This is a genomic window from Acinetobacter sp. A22 (assembly GCF_030913345.1).
GTDB lineage: Bacteria > Pseudomonadota > Gammaproteobacteria > Pseudomonadales > Moraxellaceae > Acinetobacter > Acinetobacter junii.
The window spans coordinates 1,704,346-1,727,221 of sequence record NZ_CP133162.1 but is presented as its reverse complement, the minus strand read 5'-3'; the positions used below and the strand labels follow the sequence as shown (position 1 = coordinate 1,727,221).

The following is a 22,876-nucleotide window of genomic DNA, read 5'->3' as shown; positions in this document are numbered from 1 at the left end:
AAATTAAATTTATCAAACGGATGACAATAAGATGATAATTTTATGAATTTTTTATAGATAAAAATAAACCCAGCTTAACCTCTTGATCAAACTGGGTGAGATAATAATTTTCTTAGGATTTATTTTCCCAGTAGGGCCAATTTGCCTCAGGTGTAAAACGATAATCTTGATCTAGCCAATACGAATGATTGGAAGAGGATTTATCTTTCAAGCCCATGATATGCATTAAATTCTGATCCAGTTCAGCGGTATTGAGATTTGTGTCTTTATTCACGCCTGTTAAATTTAACTTATCCGACCACATGATGACAGGAACTTGGTAGCCTGCTTTGGTTGTTGGGCTATGACCAGCATAATCTAGTTCATGTCCAACTTCATTACCGTGATCTGAAACTACCGTGAAAGACCTAAAATCAGGTAAATGATCAGCTCTTAAAGTGTCCAGCATTTTTGCCAATAAATGATCTTCATATAGCACTGCATTGTCATAATCATTACGTAAGGAGCGAATCCAAGGATCGATATTTCGTGCTTTTAAATCTGATTCAACACGATCATTACTATTACTATTAAATTTATTGAATGTCGTTGGGTAGCGTTCTTGGTAATTAGGATGAGTCCCGATCAGATGTAAAATAATAAGCTTCTTCTCGACGGGATCAGCAAGTGCCTGCTGGTAAATAGGGAGTAAATTTTCATCTAAAGATGAGCTGCTACGACCTGAACGGGTATTTTTATAAATGGCTTGATCCGCATAAGAGCCAAACAATGATGATAGATAACTATCATCTTGATTACTTAGCCAATAAATTTTATATCCTGCTGCTCGAGCATAAGCCAATACACTTTCGGGTGAATATTTTTTATGTTCTGATGCAGGGCTTTCAGTCAATAAAACACGTAAAGCATTGATGGTAGATGACGATGGCGAAAATGCATTACAGAAAACTTTAATCTCTGAAAGTCGTTTATTTAACTCAGGAGTGGTATCTCTAGGGTAACCGCAAATGCCAAGATTCAAACTGGTTAAGCTTTCTGAAAGCACTAGGACATGGGTTTGTTTACCTTTGGCCTGTCGCGTCATGACTAGATTTTTTTCAGCACTTAAATCCCATTGCTTATGTACATTTTTATGTTGTTTTACTCGCCCGCGGAAATCTTGAATCTTAGTTTGATATTCTGTCCAAAAAATAAGAGGATGCACCTTGCGAGAAGGTTTCATCAAATAGCTAGTCAGACTTAATACGGTAAGCAAAATGATAAATGAGCGAAAGATTTTACTTTGCCAAATTTGCTCTACATGTTGAACTTTAATTAATTTAAAGACTGCAAAACTATGCAGCGCGATGAGAATAATTAAACTGATAAAAACAGTAGATACTGCGACTGAATGAAGTTGTAGAAATTCCCAAATTTCTTGGCGATTAGTATTGGCAATCGCTTCAATAATAAAGTAGGCTTCACTATCACTACTGAAAAGAAACCATGTACTTGATCTGAGCAGTGAGTCGAGTAAAAAAATAAACCACCACAACAAAGAAAAAATATACCAGTATGTATTTCTTCGTGTGATTGCAAAGTAAGTAAAAATAACGCCTGGTAGGGATAAAAAACCTAGACGTAAACCATCTGATAGGTTTCCTGCAACAATTAACAAAACACCTGTAACGAGAGCAGGCAACAGAATAAGTAGCAGAATATTAAAACTTTTTAAGCTTGCCGTCATAAATGTCAAGTACAATAGGAGAGAGAGCCGAACACGCTAATATCTGTGGAAGTTCTTGACCTGTCAATCTGTATTTGTGAAGTATTTGATTGCGCAGTAAATTAATTTTAAATGTATGATCTTCATTTCAAAATGCTTCATACATTTAAGATGTGAACCTTGTAATAAAATCCATTATTTCTCCTCATTTCCTTCGATTTGAAATGATATGTTAAAAGGCATAGTGTTTGCTTAATTGTTCAGTAATGATCAAGAACTGAACTACTCTTATTAGTCTCATTTAACAATTGACTGTTTCAGAAAATGGAATGAACAGCCATGCTATCCAAGTTTTTTATTGAGCGACCAATTTTTGCCACCGTACTCGCGATTATCGTTATGGCGGTTGGTATTTTTTCGATACAAAATCTCCCTGTTGAGCGATATCCAGATATCGCGCCTCCTCGAATTACTGTTTCTGCAACTTATAGTGGTGCAGATGCTCAAGCTGTTGAAGATAGTGTTACGCAAGTGCTTGAACAACAGATCAAAGGAATCGACAATTTACTGTATTTTAGCTCCAGCAGTGATGCGAGTGGTAATAGCCGAATAAGTTTGTTCTTTGAACAGGGCACAGATCCAGATCAAGCACAAGTCCAAGTCCAAAATGCAGTTAATGGGGCAATAAATCGTCTGCCTGAAGATGTTCAACGTCAAGGGGTGAACGTACGCAAGTCACTAAGCGATTCATTTATGGTGATTGGTCTAGGTGATAAATCTGGACGTTCAACAAATTTAGATATTTCTGACTATTTGACCAATAACTTTGAGCTTAATTTGAGCCGTATTGAAGGGATTGGTGAAGTTAATATTTTTGGTTCGCAGTATGCAATGCGAATTTGGTTGGATCCACAAAAACTACAGAGCTATCAATTACAAGTTAGTGATGTTCGATCAGCATTAGAAAATCAAAATACTCAAGTAGCTGCAGGTGCAATTGGAGAACTACCTTCGGTTGAAAATCAATATCTGAATGCGAAAGTGACCTCAGGGTCTTTGTTACGAACACCTGAACAATTCGAAAACATCGTCGTAAAAGCAAATAATGATGGGCAATTTATTTATCTAAAAGATATCGCACGCGTTGAAGTAGGAGCAGAAAATTATCAGGTTTTTAACCGTTTAAATGGTTATCCAGCATCAGGTCTTTCGCTGTCATTGACCGTTGGTGCAAATGTAATGCAAGTTGCTGATGCAGTATATAAAGAGGTTGCTCGATTAGAAAAAGCATTACCTGAAGGGTATTTTGTGGTTTATCCACGTGATGATACTCCTTTTGTAAATGAGTCTATGTCACAAGTGGTTTCGACATTAGTTGAGGCAATTATCCTCGTTGTCTTGGTGATGTTTATCTTCCTCCAAAACTGGCGAGCAACACTTGTTCCTGCTGTGACCGTACCCGTTGTGATTTTGGGGACGTTTGCTGTTTTATCTGTTTTAGGGATGAGCATTAATACCCTGACATTATTTGCGATGGTATTGGCAATTGGCCTGTTGGTCGATGATGCGATTGTTGTGGTTGAAAATGTTGAACGTCTTATGCACGAACAGCAATTAAGTGCTAAACAAGCTTCGATTCAGTCCATGCAGGAAATCAGTGGAGCATTGGTCGGGATTACTTTGGTTCTAACTGCGGTTTTTATTCCGATGTCGTTCTTTAGTGGAGCAACAGGGATTATCTATCGACAGTTTTCGATAACCCTTGTCGTTGCCATGGTGCTATCACTTTTTGTTGCTTTGATTTTGACTCCAGCAATGTGCGCCATTTTACTCAAACCGCAACAGAAACAGGCGAAATGGGCGATCTGGTTCAATAATAGTTTGGACAATATCAAAACGCGTTATTTGAAGTTTTCAAGTAAGGTTATTGGTTTTAACGTATTTTCTTTAATCACGATTGTTGGCTTAATTGCAAGTTTTGTTTTGGTTTATCGAATTCTTCCAACGAGTTTCCTACCTCAAGAAGATCAAGGTTTGCTGGGAGTACAATTTACGCTTCCACAAGGTACACCGATGAGTAAAACAGAAGCGGTAGGTAAGACGATTTCTGATTATTTCCTTGAAAATGAAAAAGCAAATTTGAATGGTGTCATGGTCATCCATGGTCGAAATTTCTCTGGTACAGGACAAAACCTTGGACAAGCATTTATTTCTCTTAAACATTGGGATGATAGACCTGGTTCAGAAAATAGTGCTCAACAGATTCGTGCTAGAGCGATGCAATATTTTTCCAAAAATAATCAAGCGCGAATCATGGTGATTATGCCTTCAGTGATTCGCGGTTTAGGTAACTCAGACAAAATGGATTTCTGGCTTCAGGATACTCAAGGTCTGGGGCGGGATAGTCTTGTGAAGTCTTTTGAAGCTTTACAACAGCAGGGCAATCAGCAGGATTCTGTAGAGAATCTCGATAAAAAAAGCAATGATGATCAAGCTGTATTAAATATCAAGATCGATTATAAGGCTGCGATGATTCATGGTCTTAATGTAAATGATATTAACCAAACTTTATCTACTGCTTGGAGCGGAAGCTATATCAATGACTTTATTGATCGTGGACGGATCAAACGTGTCTATTTACAAGGTGATGCACCATATCGTTCAAAGCCTGAGGATCTAAACTATTGGTATGTAAAAAATGCCAGTGGACAAATGGTGCCTTTTACTCAATTCAGCCAAATAGATTGGCAAGGTGCACCGCCCATGTTAGAGCGTTTTATGGGTTACCCTGCGATCAATCTCGAGGCTGATGCAGCTGCTGGTTTTAGCAGTGGGCAAGGCATGCAAGCGATTCAAACTTTAGTAGATCAAATGCCCGAAGTCGGATTGGAATGGAGTGGTCTATCCTATCAAGAGCAACAATCGAGTAATCAAGCGATTTGGTTATATCTGGTTTCAGTCGCGTTTATTTTCCTTTGTTTAGCAGCACTTTATGAAAGTTGGTCTATTCCATCTGTTGTGATGGCAGCCATTCCTTTAGGAATTGGAGGAACGATTATCTTTAGCTATCTGTTTGGCTTTGCTAATGATATTTATTTTCAGATTGCACTACTAACCACGATTGGTTTGTCATGTAAGAATGCAATTTTGATGGTTGAGTTCGCAGCAAGCTTACAGCAACAGGGTCGCAATAGTTTAGATGCGGCATTGCATGCGGCAGGTTTACGTTTAAGACCGATTCTAATGACATCAATTGCTTTTGGTGCGGGTGTTATCCCATTAATGTTTTCAACAGGAGCAGGGGCGTTGAGCCGACAAGCGATTGGTTTTAGTGTGTTTGGCGGTGTGGTTTTTGGAACTGTTTTGGTGCTGATATTTATTCCATTTATGTACGTGTTAGTCACACATTACTTTAAGCCTAAAATGAAAACTGCAAAATTATAGATTATTAAAACTTTAAGTTTTACGAATGAACAATTTGATAGGGGGTATTTTACCTTTGACTCAAATTGTTCATTTTTGTTGTGTAGGTTGAGTAAAAAAAGAAATATTTGTAGTATTGCCCTGCCGTATAAGCGGTTCTAAGAGGTTTTGTTCCCTAAATGGACATACATAGTTGTGATTTATTCATAATTTCACATTTTTTTATTCATCAAAATCAGGATGAAGAGCTTCTTTTATCAGTCAAATAATTGACTGTACATCACTCTTCATTGCTGATTATTTGTAGTGAAGAGATCCACATGAGCTATAACAACTTTTTATATTTATTAAGCGACGCGTTAAAAAATAATCATATCGAACTCGCTCTAGCATCACTAAAAACATTTCGCCCTGTTGATATTGCAGATGTATTGACCCAGTTATCTTTAGATCAAAGTCAATTATTATTGACTCATTTGCCTGATCGTGCCTATGTGTTTTCATATTTAGCACCGAATGCACAAGTCAAATTGGCAAAAGCCATGCCACGAAATACCTTGGCTGAAATCATAGGTGAAATGTCATCTGATAAACGTGCAGATGTATTTAAGTGTTTGGATGAAGATCAACAAAATGCACTGTTGCCTGCACTAGCGCAGGCTGAAAGAGAAGATATTCGCCAGCTAGCATCCTATCTTGAAGGAACAGCTGGTGCGATTATGAGTTCGGAATATGCAACCTTAAAGCCTAATATACAGGTCAATGAGGCGATCAAAATGTTGCGTTTAGAGGCTCCTGACACTGAGACGATTTATTTTGCATATGTTCTCGATGATGCTAGAAAGCTTCTAGGTGTTTTATCCTTAAAGCAACTCATCTTAGCAGCTGAAGATCAAAATATTAATCTACTTATGGAAACCAATGTACTGACAGCTTATGCCGATACAGACCAAGATGAGGTTGCAAAGACGATTGCACGTTATGATCTATTGGCATTGCCGATTATTGATCGCAAGGGCATGATGGTCGGTATCGTGACCTATGATGATGCGATGGATGTTGCTAGTGAAGAAGCAACAGAAGACTTTTTAAAAGTAGGTGCAGTAAATGCATCATCGAAACTTAGTATTAAATCTGCTCCGATTCTTCAGCTCTATCAAAAACGTGTCTTTTGGTTGGTGTTTTTAGTTTTTGGTAGTTTGCTTTCAGGTATCGGAATAGCACACTACGAAGATGTGATTGCCCAAAACTTAGTTTTAGTTTTTTTCTTACCGTTACTTGTGGGGAGTGGAGGAAATGCTGGTTCGCAATCATCTACTCTGATCGTGAGAGCTTTAGCGACAGGCGATGTCCAATTTAAGGATTGGTTTTACTTACTCGGACGTGAAAGCCTAGTCGCGTTGTGTTTGGGGGGAACAATGGCGATCGCTGTATCATTACTAGGTATTTTCCGTGGTGATGAAATGGTGGCTTTAGTCCTTGCCCTAAGTATGATGGGAATCGTATTGATGGGGTGTTTGATTGGTATGAGTTTGCCTTTTATTCTGAATAAAGTAGGTTTAGATCCTGCAAGTGCTTCTGCGCCTTTAGTTACTTCGATTTGTGACGCGACAGGTGTCATTGTTTATTTGTTTATTGCATCAATGATTTTATTCTGAATTTTAATAATAAATGTACCGACAAAATCTAAAAACTACTTTATTCTCAAGCATAAACGTAGTTTTTAGGTTAGGTTGATGACTGGTCAAACAGAACAAAAAAAATTAACTCAACAGCAAGCAATCGCAGTCGAGCGAGATTTAGCTAAATTTGCCAACACAATGGATAGTTTAGTCCGAATTCCTTTCACGAAACAGGGCGTTGGTGCGGATGCTGCATTAAGCACAATCCCATTTGCAGGAGATATTGCGGGTTTCATTCTGACCATGTATGCCTTTAAAAAGGCAAAAGAAGTTGGTGTACCGCAACATAAATTAGCTGGTGTAATTAAGCTTGCCATTCTCGATATGCTGGTTGGATTTGTACCGATTGTTGGGACACTATTTGATGTATTTATACGTCCAAGTCGTAAAACATTAGAGATTGTGCATGACCACATCCGTGAGGAATACCAAGTGCATAGTGATATCCATGTGGTACATCCATTTTTGCATGAGTCTTTGGAACAAAAGCAAAAGACCTCAGCATTTTGGCGTAATCCTATTGTAAGTTGGATTTGGTTACGTATTCCTGATCTATTAGGAATTGCTGTGTTGATCTTACTGATTATCGCTGTTTGGCTCGGTGTCAGTTATTTATGGCAACTTTATCACTCATTATAATCGGCTTAATTTGCACTCATAAATATAAATAAAGCCTCCATTAAGGAGGCTTTATTTTGTTTAATCTATTTGAATTATTGAACATTTAATTGTTGTAGAGCTGCTACACGTTGTTCAATACTTGGGTGAGTTTGGAATAAAGCTGCTAAGCTGAAACCTTGCTCTTTACCTTCAGTAATCGCAAAAGCTTTCATTTCTTTTGGCATTTGATCAGGCATCTCTGATTCTGCTTGTAAACGGAGTAATGCCGAAATCATCGCTTGTTTACCCGCTAAACGTGCTCCAGCCTCATCTGCGCGGTATTCACGTTGACGAGAGAACCACATCACGATCGTAGAGGCTAAAATACCAAATACGATATCGAGAACAATGGTAATTGCGAAGTAAGCAAGACCAGGTGCTTCTCCATCTTCACGACCAAAGACATTGCGGTCAATGAAATCGCCTGCTACACGTGCAAAGAACATCACAAAGGCGTTCACAACACCTTGTATCAATGCCAAAGTAACCATATCACCATTTGCAACGTGACCGATTTCATGTGCAAGAACCGCACGCAATTCATCTTTATTCATTCGCTCAAGTAAGCCAGTTGATACAGCTACTAGAGCATCATTCTTGTTCCAACCCGTTGCAAACGCATTTGATTGGTATGACGGGAAGATACCCACCTCAGGCATTTTGATACCTGCACGTTGGGATAATTGAGCAACTTCTTGTAACAACCACGCTTCAGCCTGATTTCGAGGCGCATTTGGGTCAATTAATTCAGTTCCAGTGGTTTTTTTAGCCATCCACTTCGACATGAAGAGGGAAATTAATGAACCCACCATACCAAAGACAAAACAGACGACCAAAAGGTTGCCTAGATTCAAGCCACCCGCGCCATGGTAACTACCGACACCGAAGAGTGACAAGATAATGCCAGCTACAACCAGTACCGCGAGGTTGGTTAGCAAGAACAAACCAATCCGCATCATTGAGAAAACCCTCATGTAAAGAAAAAGTAATCTGATTTATAAATTTAAATCATGATCATAATATGCAGGGCGATGCTTAAAAATTCAAGCAAAAAATGGGCGTAGATACATTAAGCTAATAAAACAATGAACTAGTATTTAAACAGTCACTTAGCGAGTGAGAAAGTTATAAAATCAACACCAAAATCATAGTATGAGAATATAGGCTAAACGATCATTCGCTAATATTTATTCGAGCGGATGCAGTTGCATTTGCCGTAGTATATGTACCTGATGGTGCATCAGTAAAAGTACCATCAGCTAGGGTAATGATTTGTCGATTATATTGTTTTGGTGGAGGACTCGGTTCGCTTCGTGGTGGAGTAGTGTAGTTCGCAGACTGAGCTAGTACTTGTCCACTTTGAGCAGACGATGAATTACTCATGCCTAGACCAGAAGCATATAAGTTTTGATAACGACTAGTTACTCGACGGACATAATCTTGAGTTTCTCTAAATGGAGGAATTCCACCATATTTATCAACATTACCTTCACCAGCATTATAGGCTGCAAGTGCAAGTTGAGTATTTCCATTAAATCTTCGTAGTAACCAACTGAGGTATTTTGCACCAGCATATATGTTTTGTTGAGGGTCGTATGCATTACTTACATTAAAACGTCGAGCCGTTGCTGGCATGAGTTGCATTAAACCTTGAGCGCCAACAGGAGAACGTGCGTTGATATTAAATCCTGATTCAGTATGCATCACGGCTTTGATTAATCCTTCTGCAACTCCATGTTGTTGAGCTGCTTGTCGAATTATTTGATCAAATGCATTTTTATTACGACTATAGCTAGGAAGTACTGAAGCTTCACTCGCACCCCAGTTGCTATAACTGTGAATATTACTGTCAGGATAATAAGTGGCTTTTACCACTTTGAGATGGCTATATTCTGCCTTTTTCTTATTGGTGAGAAGTGTAGTGCCGTTAGTATCTTTGAACTGATAAATGGTCTGACCAGCATATATTGCTGAGCAGCTCATTAAACCGACTGTCCCCAACCAAAGGGCGAAAAAATAATTTTTACTATCCATCGTTATAATATTCGCAAAAAAGCATAATTTCTTCACAGCAGTTTAACAAAAAAAATCATAAAAAGAACTTTTGCTACAATTTTTTTAATTTTGACTGTCTGACAAAAATCAAGTCCTTTTGTGCGAATGTTCATCAAAAAAAATTAAATATTTTTTTTGAAAACGAAAACTTGACATATATAAGTAATTGATTTTAATTGTTAAAAAGTGTTGGTTAAAAAATGATCAATTTGATCGGAAGCCTTATTTTCAGATAAAAGCAGTTTGTCAATAGCGAAGAAATCCACAATTTTATCCACAGGTTTTGTGGAAAACTGTGGAAAAGTTTGAAATATAAGCAATCTAGCTAAATCTGATCAAATTTGATGCAGGTTTTGTCAGTATCCTTTTTGAATATGACGAATGAAAGAAATTGAAAAATTCTTTTGGTGCGCAAATTTTCGGAATCGGATAAAATCTCGCGGTATTTTTGTTTATGGGTAAATCACGTCTATGTACGCGCCAGTGGAGTCCAACCAAGGATTTAATTTCAAGCCAGAACTTCCGACAAGTTCGGCGTATTATCGCCTGTTGAAAAAACTTCGTCGCCAAGTAGGGCATGCAATTCGTGATTACAACATGATCGAAGATGGCGATAAGGTAATGGTATGTGTGTCTGGAGGTAAAGACAGTTATACATTGCTTGATATCTTGTTGCAGTTTAAGCGCATTGCACCGATCAATTTTGACATCGTGGCTGTGAATCTTGACCAAAAGCAACCTGGTTTCCCAGAAGACGTGCTACCACGCTACATGGAAGAAAATAATATTCCATATTATATCCTTGAGAAGGATACCTATACGATTACTAAGCGTTTAACGCCAGAAGGTAAAACGTATTGCGCCGTTTGCTCTCGTTTACGTCGTGGTTCACTCTATGGTTTTGCTCAAGAAATTGGCGCGACCAAAGTTGCATTAGGTCATCACCGTGATGACATCATGGCGACATTCTTTTTGAACTTGTTCCATGGCGGCAGTTTAAAAGCGATGCCACCAAAATTATTGTCTTCGGATAAAAAGAACATTCTGATTCGTCCATTGGCATATGTTGAAGAAAAAGACATCATCAAATATGCAGAGTTAAGAAAGTTCCCGATTATTCCGTGTAATCTTTGCGGTTCGCAAGAAAATCTACAGCGTGCGATCATCAATGACATGCTACGTGAATGGGATAAACAATATCCGAAACGTTTACATAGTATTTTTGGGGCATTACAGAATGTTTCTCCATCACAACTAGCGGACCGTGAATTATTTGATTTCGAGGCATTGGATAGTCAACGTGAGTTTGATATGAAAGATCCAGAAGAAATGAAAAATCGTCTCGATGTAGTGAATTTGAGTTTTGCTGCAGAGTAAAATGTAAAAGTTTTTTAAAAGGCACTTTGATAAGTGCCTTTTCTTTATAAATTTTTTAAAAATTGAATATCGCGTACAAAAAATCATAGCCTAAAATAAAAATTACATGCTATAACAGGGCACGAGCAAAAAGCTTCATGTGATGTCGTCTGGATAGATGGCACAAGAAACTGAACAAATACATTTGAGGAATAATCATGGCTGCATTTTTAACTGATGATTGGTTTGCAACTGTTGAAAAACTTACTGCTGAAGCAGGTGATTTAAATTTACCACCAGCACTTGCAAACTTAGCGATTAACTTGGTTGTAACAGATGCAGCTGGAAATACAGAGTTAGCTTTAGACGCTGGTAAAATCCAAAAGGGTTTATCTCCAAATGCTAAAACAACTTTAAATATGGATGCAGAGACTCTACGTAAAGTGTTCTTAGAGTTTGATATGGCAGCTGCTATGCAAGCATTCATGACAGGTAAAATTAAAGTGCAAGGCGACATGTCTCAATTGATGGCATTACAAACTGCTAAGCCTAGCCAAGAACAAAAAGATTTATTCAAAAAGGTTCTTGAACAAACTGCATAAGTTTATTCATAAAAAAAAGCTTACCGTTGGTAAGCTTTTTTTTGCTCTAAGCATTTTAAACTTCCATACGATTACTCGTTTTGAGATGCTCTAGATATGTACGGATTCGGGTGACGTACTGTAATGCTTGCTTGTAACGACCATTACGCGCTTGATTACGCTGTAAATAGTCATATAGGTTTACCCATTGATTTGGGTTCTTACCTTGAGCCTTAATACGTTTTTGAATCTGATTTACTGCACCTGGTCCCATATTGTATGCAACCAGCGCATACCAGTTACGATCTGGATAGGGAACATTTTCATATTGATCTAACATAAGATCATAATACTTTGCACCGCCCTGAATGCTTTGTATTGGATCTGTACGGTTAGTTACACCCATAGCTTGCGCTGTGCTGCTCGTCAGCATCATCAAACCACGAACACCCGTGGGAGACACCGAAGTGGGTTTTAAATATGATTCTTGATAACCAATTGCAGCTAATAAATGCCAATCTAAATTATATTTCGCAGCACTTTGTTTAAAGCTTGCCTTATAGATTGGAAGACGCTGATTGAGGTCTTTTTGAATCGTTGACCAAGATTCAGGTTTAACGACATTACGATTATAAAAAGAGGCTAATTGCTGAGTTGTTCCTGACTGTTTGCTTTGGCAAACAAAACCACTCGCAGTTAAAGTCAGTGGATCGTCAGCTTGTTTAAACACCCAGTTTAATTGAGGGTTTAAACCATTTTTACTCAAAGTTGCTTGATCGCCACAACTTGCAGAAAAGGAAACAAGGTGTTTACTTTCTATCATTGCAAGATTTGCTGTGGTCATTGCAAGATTTGCTTTGCCTTGAGCAATCCACTTTAAAGCAGTGGCATTGTCAGGAACGGTCTTAAAATCTAACTTTACGTTGAGACTTTGTGCGTAGTTTCGAGCTAAATCGTAACCAAAACCATGTAAAAATTCGCCGTCTTTAAAAACTGTGGTTGGATTTTCAACTGCAACCACGGTTAAAACTTTTGTCGTTACGACTGTGTTGTATTGATGAGATTTCTCAGCATTCAAGCTATTAAAAGGAAGGATTGCGAATCCTAAAGCTAAAGCTTGAAATGGACGTTTAGAAGATAAAGAGTTAAGGCTAGGCCTAGACCCAGAACTTGAATTACTGTGCATGTTGTCTCCGCTACAGATAATTTATGCCCTAAAAGCTCAGAAAACAAAAACTTCGCTTTTAAAAGTTGATAAATTCGATAAGGGGTGGGCAAGTCATGAACGTCATTCAAAATGACATTGGGTTGATCGGATATTTAATAAATGTTTCACAACATTTACAAAATGTATAAAAAGTAAACAAAAACTAACTTAGGGGCGCATATTAAGGGTCAAAAAACTGATTGTCAAATTTTGTACAGTAAAAAAATGCGAAATACATCACAACCGTCTGATTTGAAAAAGAATAAAATTTATACACTTTGGTGATGATCAAATAAGGAATACAATGCTAAATCTTGTAAATGGAATGTTGTAATAGCGTATTTTTATCTATGAAATCGAATTTAATTACTCGTACAGGACATGATTTATTGGTTGCTGAGTTGAAAAAGCTTTGGCATGACGAGCGACCTGAGATCACTAAAAAAGTAAATTGGGCAGCAAGTTTAGGCGATCGTTCGGAAAATGCTGATTATCAGTATAATAAACAATTACTTAGGAAAATTGATCGCAGGGTTAGATATTTAGGAAAGCGTTTAGAAGAATTAAAAATTGTAGATTATGTCCCTGAGCAAGAAGGAAAAGTTTACTTTGGAGCTTGGGTTGAGATAGAAAATGATGCTGGCGAGAAAAAAACCTTACGTATTGTCGGTGTCGATGAAATATATGATCATCATTCACAACATATATCCATTGAATCACCAATGGCGCGTGCTTTATTGAGTAAACAAGTGGACGACGAAGTTGAGGTCATCACTCCTCTAGGGAAAAAACTTTGGTATATCAACTCAATTCGCTATGAAAAATCTCAAAATCAATAAATTTATAAGCTGTTGATTTTATTTTGAGCGTTCAGTGCATTATTTTGAATAAAAGATTTGCCAAGTTGAATTTTTATTTATATGATAGCCGCCATTGGAAGCGTGGCAGAGCGGTTTAATGCACCGGTCTTGAAAACCGACGAGGGTGTGAGTCCTCCGTGAGTTCGAATCTCACCGCTTCCGCCAAATACTTAAAAAGCCTCTGTTTATACAGAGGCTTTTTTATTTCTATAAGAAAATTTTAAACATCTATTTATTATTTAAATTTTTTATGGAATCTAAAGTGGATAGATTTTGTGAAAAAAGAATACTGATGTTAATGCGTTCATCCAAGCAAATTTCATACTCAATTTATTGTTTGATAAATTAAGAGAATTGTTATCTAAAATAAAAATAAATTTTGTATGCCAAGAAACAAGAAAAATCTTTGCTAATTGGATTGCATAATTATTATCTATGTTTTGTACTGTTTTAAAAATCATGCATTTTTTGCATGAAATATTTAATTTTTGCATTATCGTTTTTAAAAGAAAAAAGTAACACTTGCCTGTGCTTATTGTTGAGTCGAAAGTTCTGCTGTATGGCTGAAAACTTTTGACTGAATCAACATGGATTATCACCAAGGTTTGATGTGTATTGATCACATTGGTGTAAAGAAGGATAGGGAAGGAATAATTATTATGAACCAAAAAAGGTTGCTCAAATATATTCTCATCGCAATGATATTGGGAATATTAGTTGGTTGGGCATGTCATAGCTCAGTAAGTACAGCACAAGCAACGGATATTGCATCTTATTTTAAGATTGTCACGGATGTCTTTCTTCGATTGATCAAGATGATTATTGCTCCATTAGTCTTTGCGACGATTGTTTCAGGATTAATTTCGATGGGTAAATCATCCTCTTTAGGATCGATTACAGTCAAAGCTATGAGTTGGTTTATTGGCGCCTCATTTATTTCACTATTGCTAGGTATGGGACTTGCGAATTATTTCCAACCGGGTGTGGGAATGAATCTCGTTATACCAAAGGAAGCTGTAGATGTGGGTGTAAGTGCATCAAGCTTAAGTCTTCAAACATTTATTACGCATATTTTCCCGCGTAGTTTCGCTGAGGCAATGGCGAATAATGAAATTCTTCAGATTTTAGTCTTTTCGATATTTTTTGGTTCGGCTTTAGCTTATGTCCAACATCAATCTGGGGCTACCATCATTGGGCGCATTATTGATGAGCTATGTCGTGTGATGTTTCGTATCACGGATTACGTGATGGCTGCTGCACCAATCGCTGTTTTCGCGGCAATTGCATCTGCAATCACAGTTCAGGGTCCGAAGCTGATCTTAGACTATAGTATTTTTATCGGGCAGTTCTATGTGGGTCTGTTGATCTTATGGATGATTCTGATTTCTTTTGGTTATATTTTCTTGAGGAAAGATGTTTTTAGATTGGTCAAAGCTGTACGTGAACCGACAACTTTAGCTTTTGCTACGGCAAGTAGTGAATCTGCTTATCCTAAGACAATGGAAGCGTTGAATAAGTTTGGTGTACCGAAACGGATTACCAGTTTTGTGTTGCCACTTGGTTATTCATTTAACCTAGATGGTTCAATGATGTATATGTCTTTTGCAGTACTCTTTATTGCGCAAGCTTACAATATTGATCTAAGTTTTACTCAACAAGTTTTAATTCTATTAACGTTAATGATCACCAGTAAAGGAATAGCCGGTGTTTCAAGAGCTTCAATTGTTGTGATTGCATCTACTTTAGTGATGTTTAAATTGCCTGAGGCTGGAATTTTATTGATCCTTGCGGTTGATCAATTTTTGGATATGGGCAGAACTGCAACAAATGTCATAGGCAACAGTATTGCTACAGCTGTGATTGCTAGAACTGAAGTGGGCAATGAGGAAGTCGATGAGGTTGAGGAAGTGGTTGTTGATTCGATCGTGCCAGTGAGTCGTTTAGCAGATAACACTTAACTTTTGAAACCAGTAAAAAGGATTGGATGACAAGTAAATTTATTTCATAATTATTATTATTTAAATTCTTGTGAGGTTAAAAAATCCCAAATATAGTTTATTCTTTTGGAGAGTACGATTTTTCTTCTGATGATATAAACGTCTTGATATGTGTGAAAATTAATTGGTTCAACGATTTTAAGTTTATTTTCTGCAATCTCTTTTTCAACAAGAAGCTTTGGTAGCCAAGCAATTCCTAAACCTTGTAAAACGAGTTCTTTTAAATCACTTGCATTATCAGTTTCATATAATATTCGATAGTTTAGTTGATTTTTTATAATATCATCGACACATTTTCTCAAATAAGCCTGTTTGCTATATGATAACAACGGAAATAATTCATTAAATGAATATTTTGGTTGGTTATTATAAAGGGCGGTGACAGGCAAAATTTCCATTTTCACGATTTTGTGGAAAAGAAAAAGTGAAAAATCCATTTGAGCTAAAGTTTTCTGGTCACAATAACAAATCAAGAAATCGCAAGAACCATCTGTGAGCAAGCGCATGCCTTGTTTGAGGTTTGCTGCAATAATTTCTAATTTTAAATCACTCAGATCTTCGGAAAGCTCATGAATAAAACGAGGGAAAAATTGTGTAATAAGAGAATGCGAAACAGCAAATTTGGTATTTAGTTCATTGTTTTTAATATTTTTTTCTAAATAGGTAATTGTGCTTGAAAGTTGGTTGTGAATGTTTTTAGCAGTAGCTAATAAAATTTGTCCAGCTTCAGTGAAATCAATATTTTTACTTTCTCGATCGAGGATTGGGAAACCCAAAGCATTTTCAATATTTTGTAGTCTACGTGAGAAGGCAGACTGAGTTACATGCCTGATCTCTGCTGCTTGGGAGATTGATTTTTCCTGTTCTAATGCAAGTAAATCTTCAATCCATCGAATTTCCAAGGTCATAAATTATCCTTAATGCATGCTCATACACTATTATAATCTATTATGCAAAAAATGCATGTAGTAATATTTTTTTACATTAGAAAAAACACACACAGTCTTTTAACATAAAAATATAGTCGTACAGGATTTATTCAAATGAACATTAAGATTAATACGCGGACTGAAAAAGATTTATTGGGTTTTAAAGAAATTCCTTCGAATTGTTATTATGGTGTACAAACTTTAAGAGCAATCGAGAATTTTAATTTAAGCCAAAGTAAATTAAGCCAGTTTCCAAACTTTATTAAAGCATTGGCAATGGTTAAGTCTGCGTGTGCTTATTCAAATCTTAAATTAAATAAAATTGATGAAAATAAGAACAAAGCAATTCAATATGCATGCCAGCAGATTTTAAATAACCAATATCATGACCAATTTATGGTGGATATGATCCAAGGTGGTGCTGGAACCTCAACCAATATGAATATAAATGAGGTTGTGGCAAATATTGGATTGGAATATCTAGGTCATAGCAAAGGAGAATATCAATACTTACATCCTAACAATGATGTGAATATGTCTCAGTCGACCAACGATGTATATCCTACTGCAATCAAAATAGGTTTAATTGCGGCAATTGAACAGTTAAATGTACCTTTTAATCATCTAATTGCGAGTTTTAGAGCAAAATCTGAAGAGTTTTCGGATATTTTGAAAATGGGTAGAACTCAGTTACAAGATGCCGTGCCGATGACATTAGGACAAGAATTTGGGGCTTTTGCTGCTACATTACAAAATGATTTAGATAAATTAAATCAGATCATGCCTGATGCTTTGAGTGTTGTAAATCTAGGTGGTACCGCGATAGGTACAGGCATCAATACTGAAGTGAAGTATCGTGAATATGCTATCGAAGCTTTGTCAGAAATTACGGGTCGTAAGATTAGCAGTTCACCTGATTTAATCGAAGCCACATCAGATATGGGTGATTTTGTTTTATTGTCGAGTTTCCTAAAACGTACAGCGACGAAGCTTTCAAAAATCGCCAATGATTTGCGTCTATTATCGAGTGGTCCACGTGCTGGTTTAAGTGAAATTTATCTTGAGCCACGTCAGCCTGGAAGTTCAATCATGCCAGGTAAAGTGAATCCTGTAATTCCAGAGGCAATGAATTTAATTTGTTTCCAAGTGATTGCAAATGATTTGGCCGTCACTTTAGCTGCTGAGGCAGGGCAGTTGCAGCTTAATGCAATGGAACCATTGATTGCATTCAAACTATTTGAATCAATTGATTTGCTAGGAAAAGCAATGCAAATGTTCCAACTCAAATGTATTGATACGATTCGTGCTAATGCGGAACTTTGTCAGTCACAAGTTGAAAATTCGATTGGTATTATTACAGCATTAAATCCATTTTTAGGTTATGAAACAACGACACGTATCGCTAAACAAGCAAATGAATCTGGTCAAAGTGTGCTGAGTCTAATTAAAGCTGAAAATCTAATTTCTGATGAAGTTTTGGCAGATATTTTAGCTGTAAAAAATATGGTACATCCAAAGCAATCAGTCTGACTTTTAAAGACTTGATGTAAATTTGTTAAACTCAAGAAAGCTTGTGACAGCTTTCTTGGGTTATTGATCTTCAAAACGATATAGCTCTAAACCGCTCTGAAAAAATAAGAAATAAAATCGTATTTTTACATTTTCAATACTACTCCTATACATGTGGGTCCAAGCAGAATGATTCTTGCTATGTAAAATATGAAAAATTAATTAATTTTTATAGTTTTGCTCGTAGTTTACAAAATTTTAGTGTTGAAGTTGACATTGAATCCTTGTGTAAACGTTCAAACCATATTTGGAAATAGATGATCTTTTTAATCATTCCAATTTGAAATTTTGATCCATCTATTGAGTTTATCCAAGTCTAAAACCGAAGCTGATTTAGAGACTTTTTATGTTTTCTCCCTACATCCATGCATTTGCATTGTTTTTTTCATTACTGAATCCATTCCTTATGAGTGTTTATATGATTGGTATGATCCGTAATACGGATGCTAAAGTTTTTAGCAAAGCATTGATTCAAGGATGTTTAATCGCATTTATTGTCTTTATTTTATTTGCTTGGGGTGGTGAAAGTATTTTTAGCCGTTATTTGAATGTTCGATTTGAATCATTTCAAATTTTCGGTGGTCTCATCTTTTTAGTCATTGGTTATCGTTACGTTTTTCAAGGTGCAGAAACAATTGGTGAGATGAGAGGTGCACCTGAACATTTAGCTGGAACAATAGCTATGCCATTTATGATTGGTCCAGGAACCATAAGTGCTGCAGTAGTCACGGGGATTAGTGTTCCATTTTCAGGTGCGGTTGCAGTCATTGCGATTACGTTGATGTTAACGTGTAGTATTTTGATTCTGATGAAATTTGCACATGATCATTTACGCTATAAACATGCAAAATATATTGATCGTTATTTTGACATTGTAGGGCGTTTGTCGGCTCTGCTGATTGGCACAATTGCTGTTGATATGATAGTTAATGGGATTATGGGGCTGATTGAAAGTGCTAATATTATTAAATAGAAGTATATATGGTATTTAAAATATAAATGCCAAATGAACAATTTTCTCATTTCTATCCGAAAATTGGTGCGATGTAATCATTTTGAAATATTCATCGTAATTTATATAAATATATTTGATGGTATTTTGAGCTAATTTGCATATGTTTAATTGTCTGAATAAAGGATAATAGTGGCGTAGCATATTTACGAGTTTTACTCATGTCTCCTTTAGATCAATTAAACCAAGCTCCCGATGATCAATCTGAATTAACGATGTCAGTGCTTATGACACCTGATATGGCAAATTTTTCAGGCAATGTTCATGGTGGAGCAATTTTAAAGTTACTTGATCAAGTCGCATACGCCTGCGCTAGTCGTTATTCAGGTAGTTATGTTGTGACTTTATCTGTGGATAAGGTCAATTTCAAAGAACCTATTTATGTAGGAGAGCTGGTTACCTTTTTAGCAAGTGTGAATCATGTTGGTCGTACATCTATGGAGATTGGTATTCGAGTGGAAGCTCAAAATATCCAAAAAAGAACGATTCGTCATACCAACACATGCTACTTCACGATGGTAGCAGTAGATGAACAACGTCAGCCAAAAGCAGTTCCAGCATTAAATTTAGATACAGATTGGAAGCGTTGTCGTTTTGAAGCAGCTGAATTACGCAAAATTCATCGTTTAGAAGAAGTGCAACAACCATCATGCAGCATTTTCAAAAAATCTTCTCAATGCTAATAGCTTAATTCTCTGATTTTAAAAAAGAACGAACCGCAGCATGGTTCGTTCTTTTGCATTAATAACAAGATTCTATTGTTATTAATGTGGTCTAAAGGTCTGGAGGAACCTTGAGATCAGTTTAGTTTGTAGCAGCAGGTGCAGATGCAGGTGTTTCACTCGCAGTTGCATCAGTTGTTGCTTGACCTTGAGTTTCTGGCTGTTCTTGAGTTGAGACAACAACTTTCTCTTCTGTTTCATGCGCAGCATGTGATTGATCATGTGCTGTAGCAGCAAAGGTTGTTGCAGCAGCAAGTGTAAGCGTAGTAGCTAACAAAGTCTTAACAAGTTTCATAATTGGCATCCTTAAATTCAATTTTTAAAAGCCGCTATCAAGTTTACTGAACAACCAGAGCCTGATTTCGACATGGGATCATGCTAAGTGCCAAAATTATTTACAGCAATATTCTTAACAATGTTTTACGCCTAGCTTAACAATGTGAAATAATAATTAATGTTATGTTGCAGACATGTAAAACAAAACGCCAAAATGAATCATTAAAATGTGTGCAAATATGTTTTTTTGATTAAAAATAGAACAGGTGAATTACGAACGGGAAACATAAATTCAGATTTATATAAAATCTATTTATTGTATAAAACGATTATATTTTTTAATTTAATTCCTTTATTTGATTTAATGTGTTTATTTTGTCTTGGAAAATAATAATTATGTGACTTAAGTCTCAACTTGTGGTTTTTAATAAATTGCTTCATATTCAGTTTTCTTTATCGATACAATAGGCTTAACACTTAGATTGAGATTGTCGTGAAACTCATTAGCCATAAAGCTGTACCCACTCATATTATTTCTGGTTTTCTCGGTGCTGGTAAAACCACATTACTTCAGTATTTATTGACTCAAAAACCTGAACATGAGACTTGGGCTGTTTTAATGAATGAATTTGGGCAAATTGGTGTGGATCAGCAGCTTATTACTCAACAGCAAGGCTATGCGGTTAAAGAATTATTAGGTGGATGTTTATGCTGTAGTAGTCAGCTTCCTATGCAGATTGCACTTTCACGACTTTTAAGTGAAACACAACCAGATCGTTTGTTTATTGAGCCGACAGGTTTGGGACATCCCGCCCAATTGCTTGAGCAACTTACAGAACCGCACTGGCAACGAAGTTTAGATATGCGCGCGTTGGTCATTGTTGTTGATGGAAGTCGATTACATGATGAAAATTGGGTCAGACAGAACTTATATACAGATCAACTTAAAGCTGCACAAATTGTTGTAATTTCACATGCTGATTGCATGACAGATAGTGATCAACAGATTTATTTTGAACTAAAAAAAGAATTTCAGGCTTATGTGCAGGATTGGATTGAAGCTGAACATGGCCACGTCCAACTCGAAGTGATTGATAAAGCACAGCGACCTGTTTTACGTAAAATTCAACCATTATTGAAATTACAACAGCATCAAACGCTAGATGAAAATGTCAGCGCAGTGAAACAACTACCGTACCATTATGTTGAGTCATCACAAGGCTATACCGTTGCAGGGTGGAAATTGCCGAAACGCTGGGTGTTTAATTTTAATGAGCTTTTAGATTTGCTTTGTGCACAACAGGATTGGGTGCGTATAAAAGGTATTTTTAATACAGATCAAGGTTGGAAAAGTTTCAATTTTAATCCTGAGCAATTTAATTACAAGTCAACTGAAGCAGGGCTAGATAATCGAATTGAAATTATTACGCAGGCATCAAATGACTGGTTTAAGTTTGAATCGGAGTTGTTAGATTGTCAGCTAAAAGATGAATGATTCATCGTCATAACGGTCAAATGGCATCTTTATTTTTTCAAAATAGAGTATGCTTAGCGCCAAATTTGAGGATGTATTCTATGGCTCTAAAAGCAACGATATATAAGGCAGATTTGAATATTGCCAATATGGATGAGCATATTTATGCTGATTATCAACTTACACTTGCGCTGCACCCGTCTGAAACAATTGAACGACTCATGGTCCGTGTGCTCGCTTACGCGCGTTTCGCTGACGAGCGTTTAGAATTCACAAAAGATCTGTTTGAAACTGACGAACCTGCTTTATGGCAAAAGGATCTAACAGGGCTTTTGGAAAAGTGGATCGAAGTAGGTTGTCCAGCAGAAGATAAAGTCAAAAAAGCAAGTGCTCGTTGCAAGCAAGTCGCAGTTGTTGCATATGGTTCGCAAGTAGATGATTGGTGGAAACGTAATAGTAAAATCAAAACTTTAACGAATGTCGAAGTTTGGCAGCTGGGTGATAAAATAACTAGTGAACTAGAGCAGTTGTGTGAAAGAACGATGCAGTTACAACTGAATATTTTAGATGGTGAGTGGACTTTGTTGAGCGATAAAGGTCAAGTCGATATTAAATGGCAAAAATTGCAATAATTGGCTTGAACGATATTAGGAGATAATTTGAGATGATAACTGAATTAGAAATTATTGATTTAAAAATTGGTGAAGGTAAAGAAGCGGTTAAAGGTGCGCTTATTACCACTCACTACACGGGATGGTTAGAAGATGGTACTAAATTCGATTCTTCAATTGACCGTGGAAATTACTTTGAAACCGTGATTGGCACAGGTCGTGTAATCAAAGGTTGGGATCAAGGTATCATGGGAATGCGCGTGGGTGGAAAGCGTAAGCTGATTGTTCCTTCACACTTGGCATATGGTGAAAGAAAAATGGGAAAAATAATTCCTGCACATTCAAACTTGATATTTGAGATCGAATTATTTGATGTCAAAACACGTGATGAATAATTAAAAAAATATGTTGATAGAAATCACAATTTAATCTTAATTTATGATTTTATTGTGATTTTTATATTTCATACAAAAACAATACAAATAATATTATAGAAATAAAAATAAGCATATGATTTATATAACTTTTATTTAAATGAGTTTTTTAATAATTTCTGCTTAAAGTTATTGATTCTATAGACAGTTCTGTATATCTTTGAGTTAAAAGAGCAGTGTTTTGTGAATCAAACTTTTTTCATAAAATGTGAATTAAGTTTACCTTTTGGAAAAATTGATTAAACTGGATAATCATTAGGCAAACTAGCTTATTGATGTAATTGGCTAAATATAAAAATATTTCACTTGTATGAACCAAGTGA

19 protein-coding genes and 1 tRNA gene are annotated in these 22,876 nt (G+C 36.5%); 14 read left to right on the top strand and 6 right to left on the bottom strand.

Annotated elements, in window-relative coordinates; all coding sequences use genetic code 11:
- Positions 1 to 112 precede the first annotated feature (112 nt).
- Positions 113 to 1,726, bottom strand: a complete 1,614-nt coding sequence (locus Q9Q86_RS08495) for a phosphoethanolamine transferase (protein WP_112986593.1) — start codon at positions 1,724 to 1,726, stop codon at positions 113 to 115.
- Positions 1,727 to 2,044: 318 nt separating this feature from the next.
- Between Q9Q86_RS08495 and Q9Q86_RS08490 the strand changes: the two genes are divergently transcribed.
- From Q9Q86_RS08490 to Q9Q86_RS08480, 3 genes are all read left to right on the top strand, one after another.
- Positions 2,045 to 5,149, top strand: a complete 3,105-nt coding sequence (locus Q9Q86_RS08490; RefSeq protein WP_112986592.1) for a multidrug efflux RND transporter permease subunit — start codon at positions 2,045 to 2,047, stop codon at positions 5,147 to 5,149.
- 299 nt (positions 5,150 to 5,448) lie between these two features.
- Entirely contained in the window at positions 5,449 to 6,786 is a 1,338-nt protein-coding gene (gene mgtE, locus Q9Q86_RS08485; protein WP_112986591.1) for a magnesium transporter, read from the top strand.
- A gap of 78 nt (positions 6,787 to 6,864) precedes the next feature.
- On the top strand, positions 6,865 to 7,449 hold the full coding sequence (locus tag Q9Q86_RS08480) for a DUF4112 domain-containing protein (protein ID WP_112986590.1): 585 nt from the start codon (positions 6,865 to 6,867) through the stop codon (positions 7,447 to 7,449).
- 74 nt (positions 7,450 to 7,523) lie between these two features.
- Here Q9Q86_RS08480 and htpX read toward each other — a convergent pair whose 3' ends face one another.
- The gene (htpX, locus tag Q9Q86_RS08475) at positions 7,524 to 8,429 is read right to left on the bottom strand and encodes a protease HtpX (RefSeq protein WP_004908232.1); all 906 of its coding nucleotides are present in this window, start codon (positions 8,427 to 8,429) and stop codon (positions 7,524 to 7,526) included.
- A gap of 214 nt (positions 8,430 to 8,643) precedes the next feature.
- A complete protein-coding gene (locus Q9Q86_RS08470) occupies positions 8,644 to 9,504 on the bottom strand; it encodes a lytic transglycosylase domain-containing protein (protein ID WP_004956064.1) in 861 nt (286 codons plus the stop codon).
- 492 nt (positions 9,505 to 9,996) lie between these two features.
- Here Q9Q86_RS08470 and ttcA point away from each other — a divergent pair, with 492 nt between their 5' ends.
- Together ttcA and Q9Q86_RS08460 are read left to right on the top strand one after the other, a co-directional pair.
- Positions 9,997 to 10,902, top strand: coding sequence for a tRNA 2-thiocytidine(32) synthetase TtcA (ttcA, locus tag Q9Q86_RS08465; RefSeq protein WP_004908226.1), 906 nt, complete (start codon positions 9,997 to 9,999; stop codon positions 10,900 to 10,902).
- Positions 10,903 to 11,099: 197 nt separating this feature from the next.
- Positions 11,100 to 11,483: an SCP2 sterol-binding domain-containing protein gene (locus tag Q9Q86_RS08460; RefSeq protein ID WP_004676693.1), complete on the top strand. Its 384-nt coding sequence runs from the start codon at positions 11,100 to 11,102 to the stop codon at positions 11,481 to 11,483.
- Between the two features lie 55 nt (positions 11,484 to 11,538).
- Here Q9Q86_RS08460 and Q9Q86_RS08455 read toward each other — a convergent pair whose 3' ends face one another.
- Positions 11,539 to 12,648, bottom strand: coding sequence for a transglycosylase SLT domain-containing protein (locus tag Q9Q86_RS08455; protein ID WP_112986589.1), 1,110 nt, complete (start codon positions 12,646 to 12,648; stop codon positions 11,539 to 11,541).
- A 371-nt stretch (positions 12,649 to 13,019) separates the two neighbouring features.
- Here Q9Q86_RS08455 and greB point away from each other — a divergent pair, with 371 nt between their 5' ends.
- From greB to Q9Q86_RS08440, 3 genes are all read left to right on the top strand, one after another.
- The gene (gene greB, locus Q9Q86_RS08450) at positions 13,020 to 13,508 is read left to right on the top strand and encodes a transcription elongation factor GreB (protein ID WP_112986588.1); all 489 of its coding nucleotides are present in this window, start codon (positions 13,020 to 13,022) and stop codon (positions 13,506 to 13,508) included.
- Between the two features lie 96 nt (positions 13,509 to 13,604).
- Positions 13,605 to 13,694 (top strand) — tRNA-Ser (locus tag Q9Q86_RS08445).
- Between the two features lie 494 nt (positions 13,695 to 14,188).
- Positions 14,189 to 15,487: a dicarboxylate/amino acid:cation symporter gene (locus Q9Q86_RS08440; protein WP_112986586.1), complete on the top strand. Its 1,299-nt coding sequence runs from the start codon at positions 14,189 to 14,191 to the stop codon at positions 15,485 to 15,487.
- 56 nt (positions 15,488 to 15,543) lie between these two features.
- Here the strand turns inward: Q9Q86_RS08440 and Q9Q86_RS08435 are convergent, their stop codons facing one another.
- Positions 15,544 to 16,434, bottom strand: a complete 891-nt coding sequence (locus tag Q9Q86_RS08435; protein ID WP_112986585.1) for a LysR family transcriptional regulator — start codon at positions 16,432 to 16,434, stop codon at positions 15,544 to 15,546.
- A gap of 135 nt (positions 16,435 to 16,569) precedes the next feature.
- Between Q9Q86_RS08435 and Q9Q86_RS08430 the strand changes: the two genes are divergently transcribed.
- The 3 genes from Q9Q86_RS08430 (at position 16,570) to Q9Q86_RS08420 (ending at position 19,719) form a co-directional block, all read left to right on the top strand.
- A complete protein-coding gene (locus tag Q9Q86_RS08430; protein ID WP_004912797.1) occupies positions 16,570 to 17,985 on the top strand; it encodes an aspartate ammonia-lyase in 1,416 nt (471 codons plus the stop codon).
- 385 nt (positions 17,986 to 18,370) lie between these two features.
- Positions 18,371 to 18,997, top strand: a complete 627-nt coding sequence (locus tag Q9Q86_RS08425) for a MarC family protein (RefSeq protein WP_004956101.1) — start codon at positions 18,371 to 18,373, stop codon at positions 18,995 to 18,997.
- 200 nt (positions 18,998 to 19,197) lie between these two features.
- Positions 19,198 to 19,719 carry an acyl-CoA thioesterase gene (locus tag Q9Q86_RS08420; protein WP_004912784.1) on the top strand — a complete coding sequence of 174 codons (522 nt, stop codon included), beginning with the start codon at positions 19,198 to 19,200 and terminating at the stop codon, positions 19,717 to 19,719.
- Positions 19,720 to 19,840: 121 nt separating this feature from the next.
- Here Q9Q86_RS08420 and Q9Q86_RS08415 read toward each other — a convergent pair whose 3' ends face one another.
- Entirely contained in the window at positions 19,841 to 20,053 is a 213-nt protein-coding gene (locus tag Q9Q86_RS08415; RefSeq protein ID WP_004912781.1) for a hypothetical protein, read from the bottom strand.
- Positions 20,054 to 20,527: 474 nt separating this feature from the next.
- Here Q9Q86_RS08415 and Q9Q86_RS08410 point away from each other — a divergent pair, with 474 nt between their 5' ends.
- The 3 genes from Q9Q86_RS08410 to Q9Q86_RS08400 all read left to right on the top strand — a co-directional run bounded on the left by Q9Q86_RS08410 (position 20,528) and on the right by Q9Q86_RS08400 (position 22,514).
- Positions 20,528 to 21,529, top strand: a complete 1,002-nt coding sequence (locus Q9Q86_RS08410) for a GTP-binding protein (protein WP_112986584.1) — start codon at positions 20,528 to 20,530, stop codon at positions 21,527 to 21,529.
- Between the two features lie 80 nt (positions 21,530 to 21,609).
- Complete coding sequence (locus Q9Q86_RS08405; RefSeq protein WP_112986583.1) at positions 21,610 to 22,140, top strand: YaeQ family protein; 531 nt, start codon at positions 21,610 to 21,612, stop codon at positions 22,138 to 22,140.
- Between the two features lie 32 nt (positions 22,141 to 22,172).
- The gene (locus Q9Q86_RS08400) at positions 22,173 to 22,514 is read left to right on the top strand and encodes an FKBP-type peptidyl-prolyl cis-trans isomerase (RefSeq protein WP_004912770.1); all 342 of its coding nucleotides are present in this window, start codon (positions 22,173 to 22,175) and stop codon (positions 22,512 to 22,514) included.
- Positions 22,515 to 22,876: the final 362 nt, after the last annotated feature.

What these genes read in the sequence shown, in the direction of transcription:
- Q9Q86_RS08495 (WP_112986593.1), bottom strand. Translation starts at nt 1,726, where the DNA reads ATGACGGCAAGCTTAAAAAGTTTTAATATTCTGCTACTTATTCTGTTG.
- Q9Q86_RS08490 (WP_112986592.1), top strand. Translation starts at nt 2,045, where the DNA reads ATGCTATCCAAGTTTTTTATTGAGCGACCAATTTTTGCCACCGTACTC.
- mgtE (WP_112986591.1), top strand. Translation starts at nt 5,449, where the DNA reads ATGAGCTATAACAACTTTTTATATTTATTAAGCGACGCGTTAAAAAAT.
- Q9Q86_RS08480 (WP_112986590.1), top strand. Translation starts at nt 6,865, where the DNA reads ATGACTGGTCAAACAGAACAAAAAAAATTAACTCAACAGCAAGCAATC.
- htpX (WP_004908232.1), bottom strand. Translation starts at nt 8,429, where the DNA reads ATGATGCGGATTGGTTTGTTCTTGCTAACCAACCTCGCGGTACTGGTT.
- Q9Q86_RS08470 (WP_004956064.1), bottom strand. Translation starts at nt 9,504, where the DNA reads ATGGATAGTAAAAATTATTTTTTCGCCCTTTGGTTGGGGACAGTCGGT.
- ttcA (WP_004908226.1), top strand. Translation starts at nt 9,997, where the DNA reads ATGTACGCGCCAGTGGAGTCCAACCAAGGATTTAATTTCAAGCCAGAA.
- Q9Q86_RS08460 (WP_004676693.1), top strand. Translation starts at nt 11,100, where the DNA reads ATGGCTGCATTTTTAACTGATGATTGGTTTGCAACTGTTGAAAAACTT.
- Q9Q86_RS08455 (WP_112986589.1), bottom strand. Translation starts at nt 12,648, where the DNA reads ATGCACAGTAATTCAAGTTCTGGGTCTAGGCCTAGCCTTAACTCTTTA.
- greB (WP_112986588.1), top strand. Translation starts at nt 13,020, where the DNA reads ATGAAATCGAATTTAATTACTCGTACAGGACATGATTTATTGGTTGCT.
- Q9Q86_RS08440 (WP_112986586.1), top strand. Translation starts at nt 14,189, where the DNA reads ATGAACCAAAAAAGGTTGCTCAAATATATTCTCATCGCAATGATATTG.
- Q9Q86_RS08435 (WP_112986585.1), bottom strand. Translation starts at nt 16,434, where the DNA reads ATGACCTTGGAAATTCGATGGATTGAAGATTTACTTGCATTAGAACAG.
- Q9Q86_RS08430 (WP_004912797.1), top strand. Translation starts at nt 16,570, where the DNA reads ATGAACATTAAGATTAATACGCGGACTGAAAAAGATTTATTGGGTTTT.
- Q9Q86_RS08425 (WP_004956101.1), top strand. Translation starts at nt 18,371, where the DNA reads ATGTTTTCTCCCTACATCCATGCATTTGCATTGTTTTTTTCATTACTG.
- Q9Q86_RS08420 (WP_004912784.1), top strand. Translation starts at nt 19,198, where the DNA reads ATGTCTCCTTTAGATCAATTAAACCAAGCTCCCGATGATCAATCTGAA.
- Q9Q86_RS08415 (WP_004912781.1), bottom strand. Translation starts at nt 20,053, where the DNA reads ATGAAACTTGTTAAGACTTTGTTAGCTACTACGCTTACACTTGCTGCT.
- Q9Q86_RS08405 (WP_112986583.1), top strand. Translation starts at nt 21,610, where the DNA reads ATGGCTCTAAAAGCAACGATATATAAGGCAGATTTGAATATTGCCAAT.
- Q9Q86_RS08400 (WP_004912770.1), top strand. Translation starts at nt 22,173, where the DNA reads ATGATAACTGAATTAGAAATTATTGATTTAAAAATTGGTGAAGGTAAA.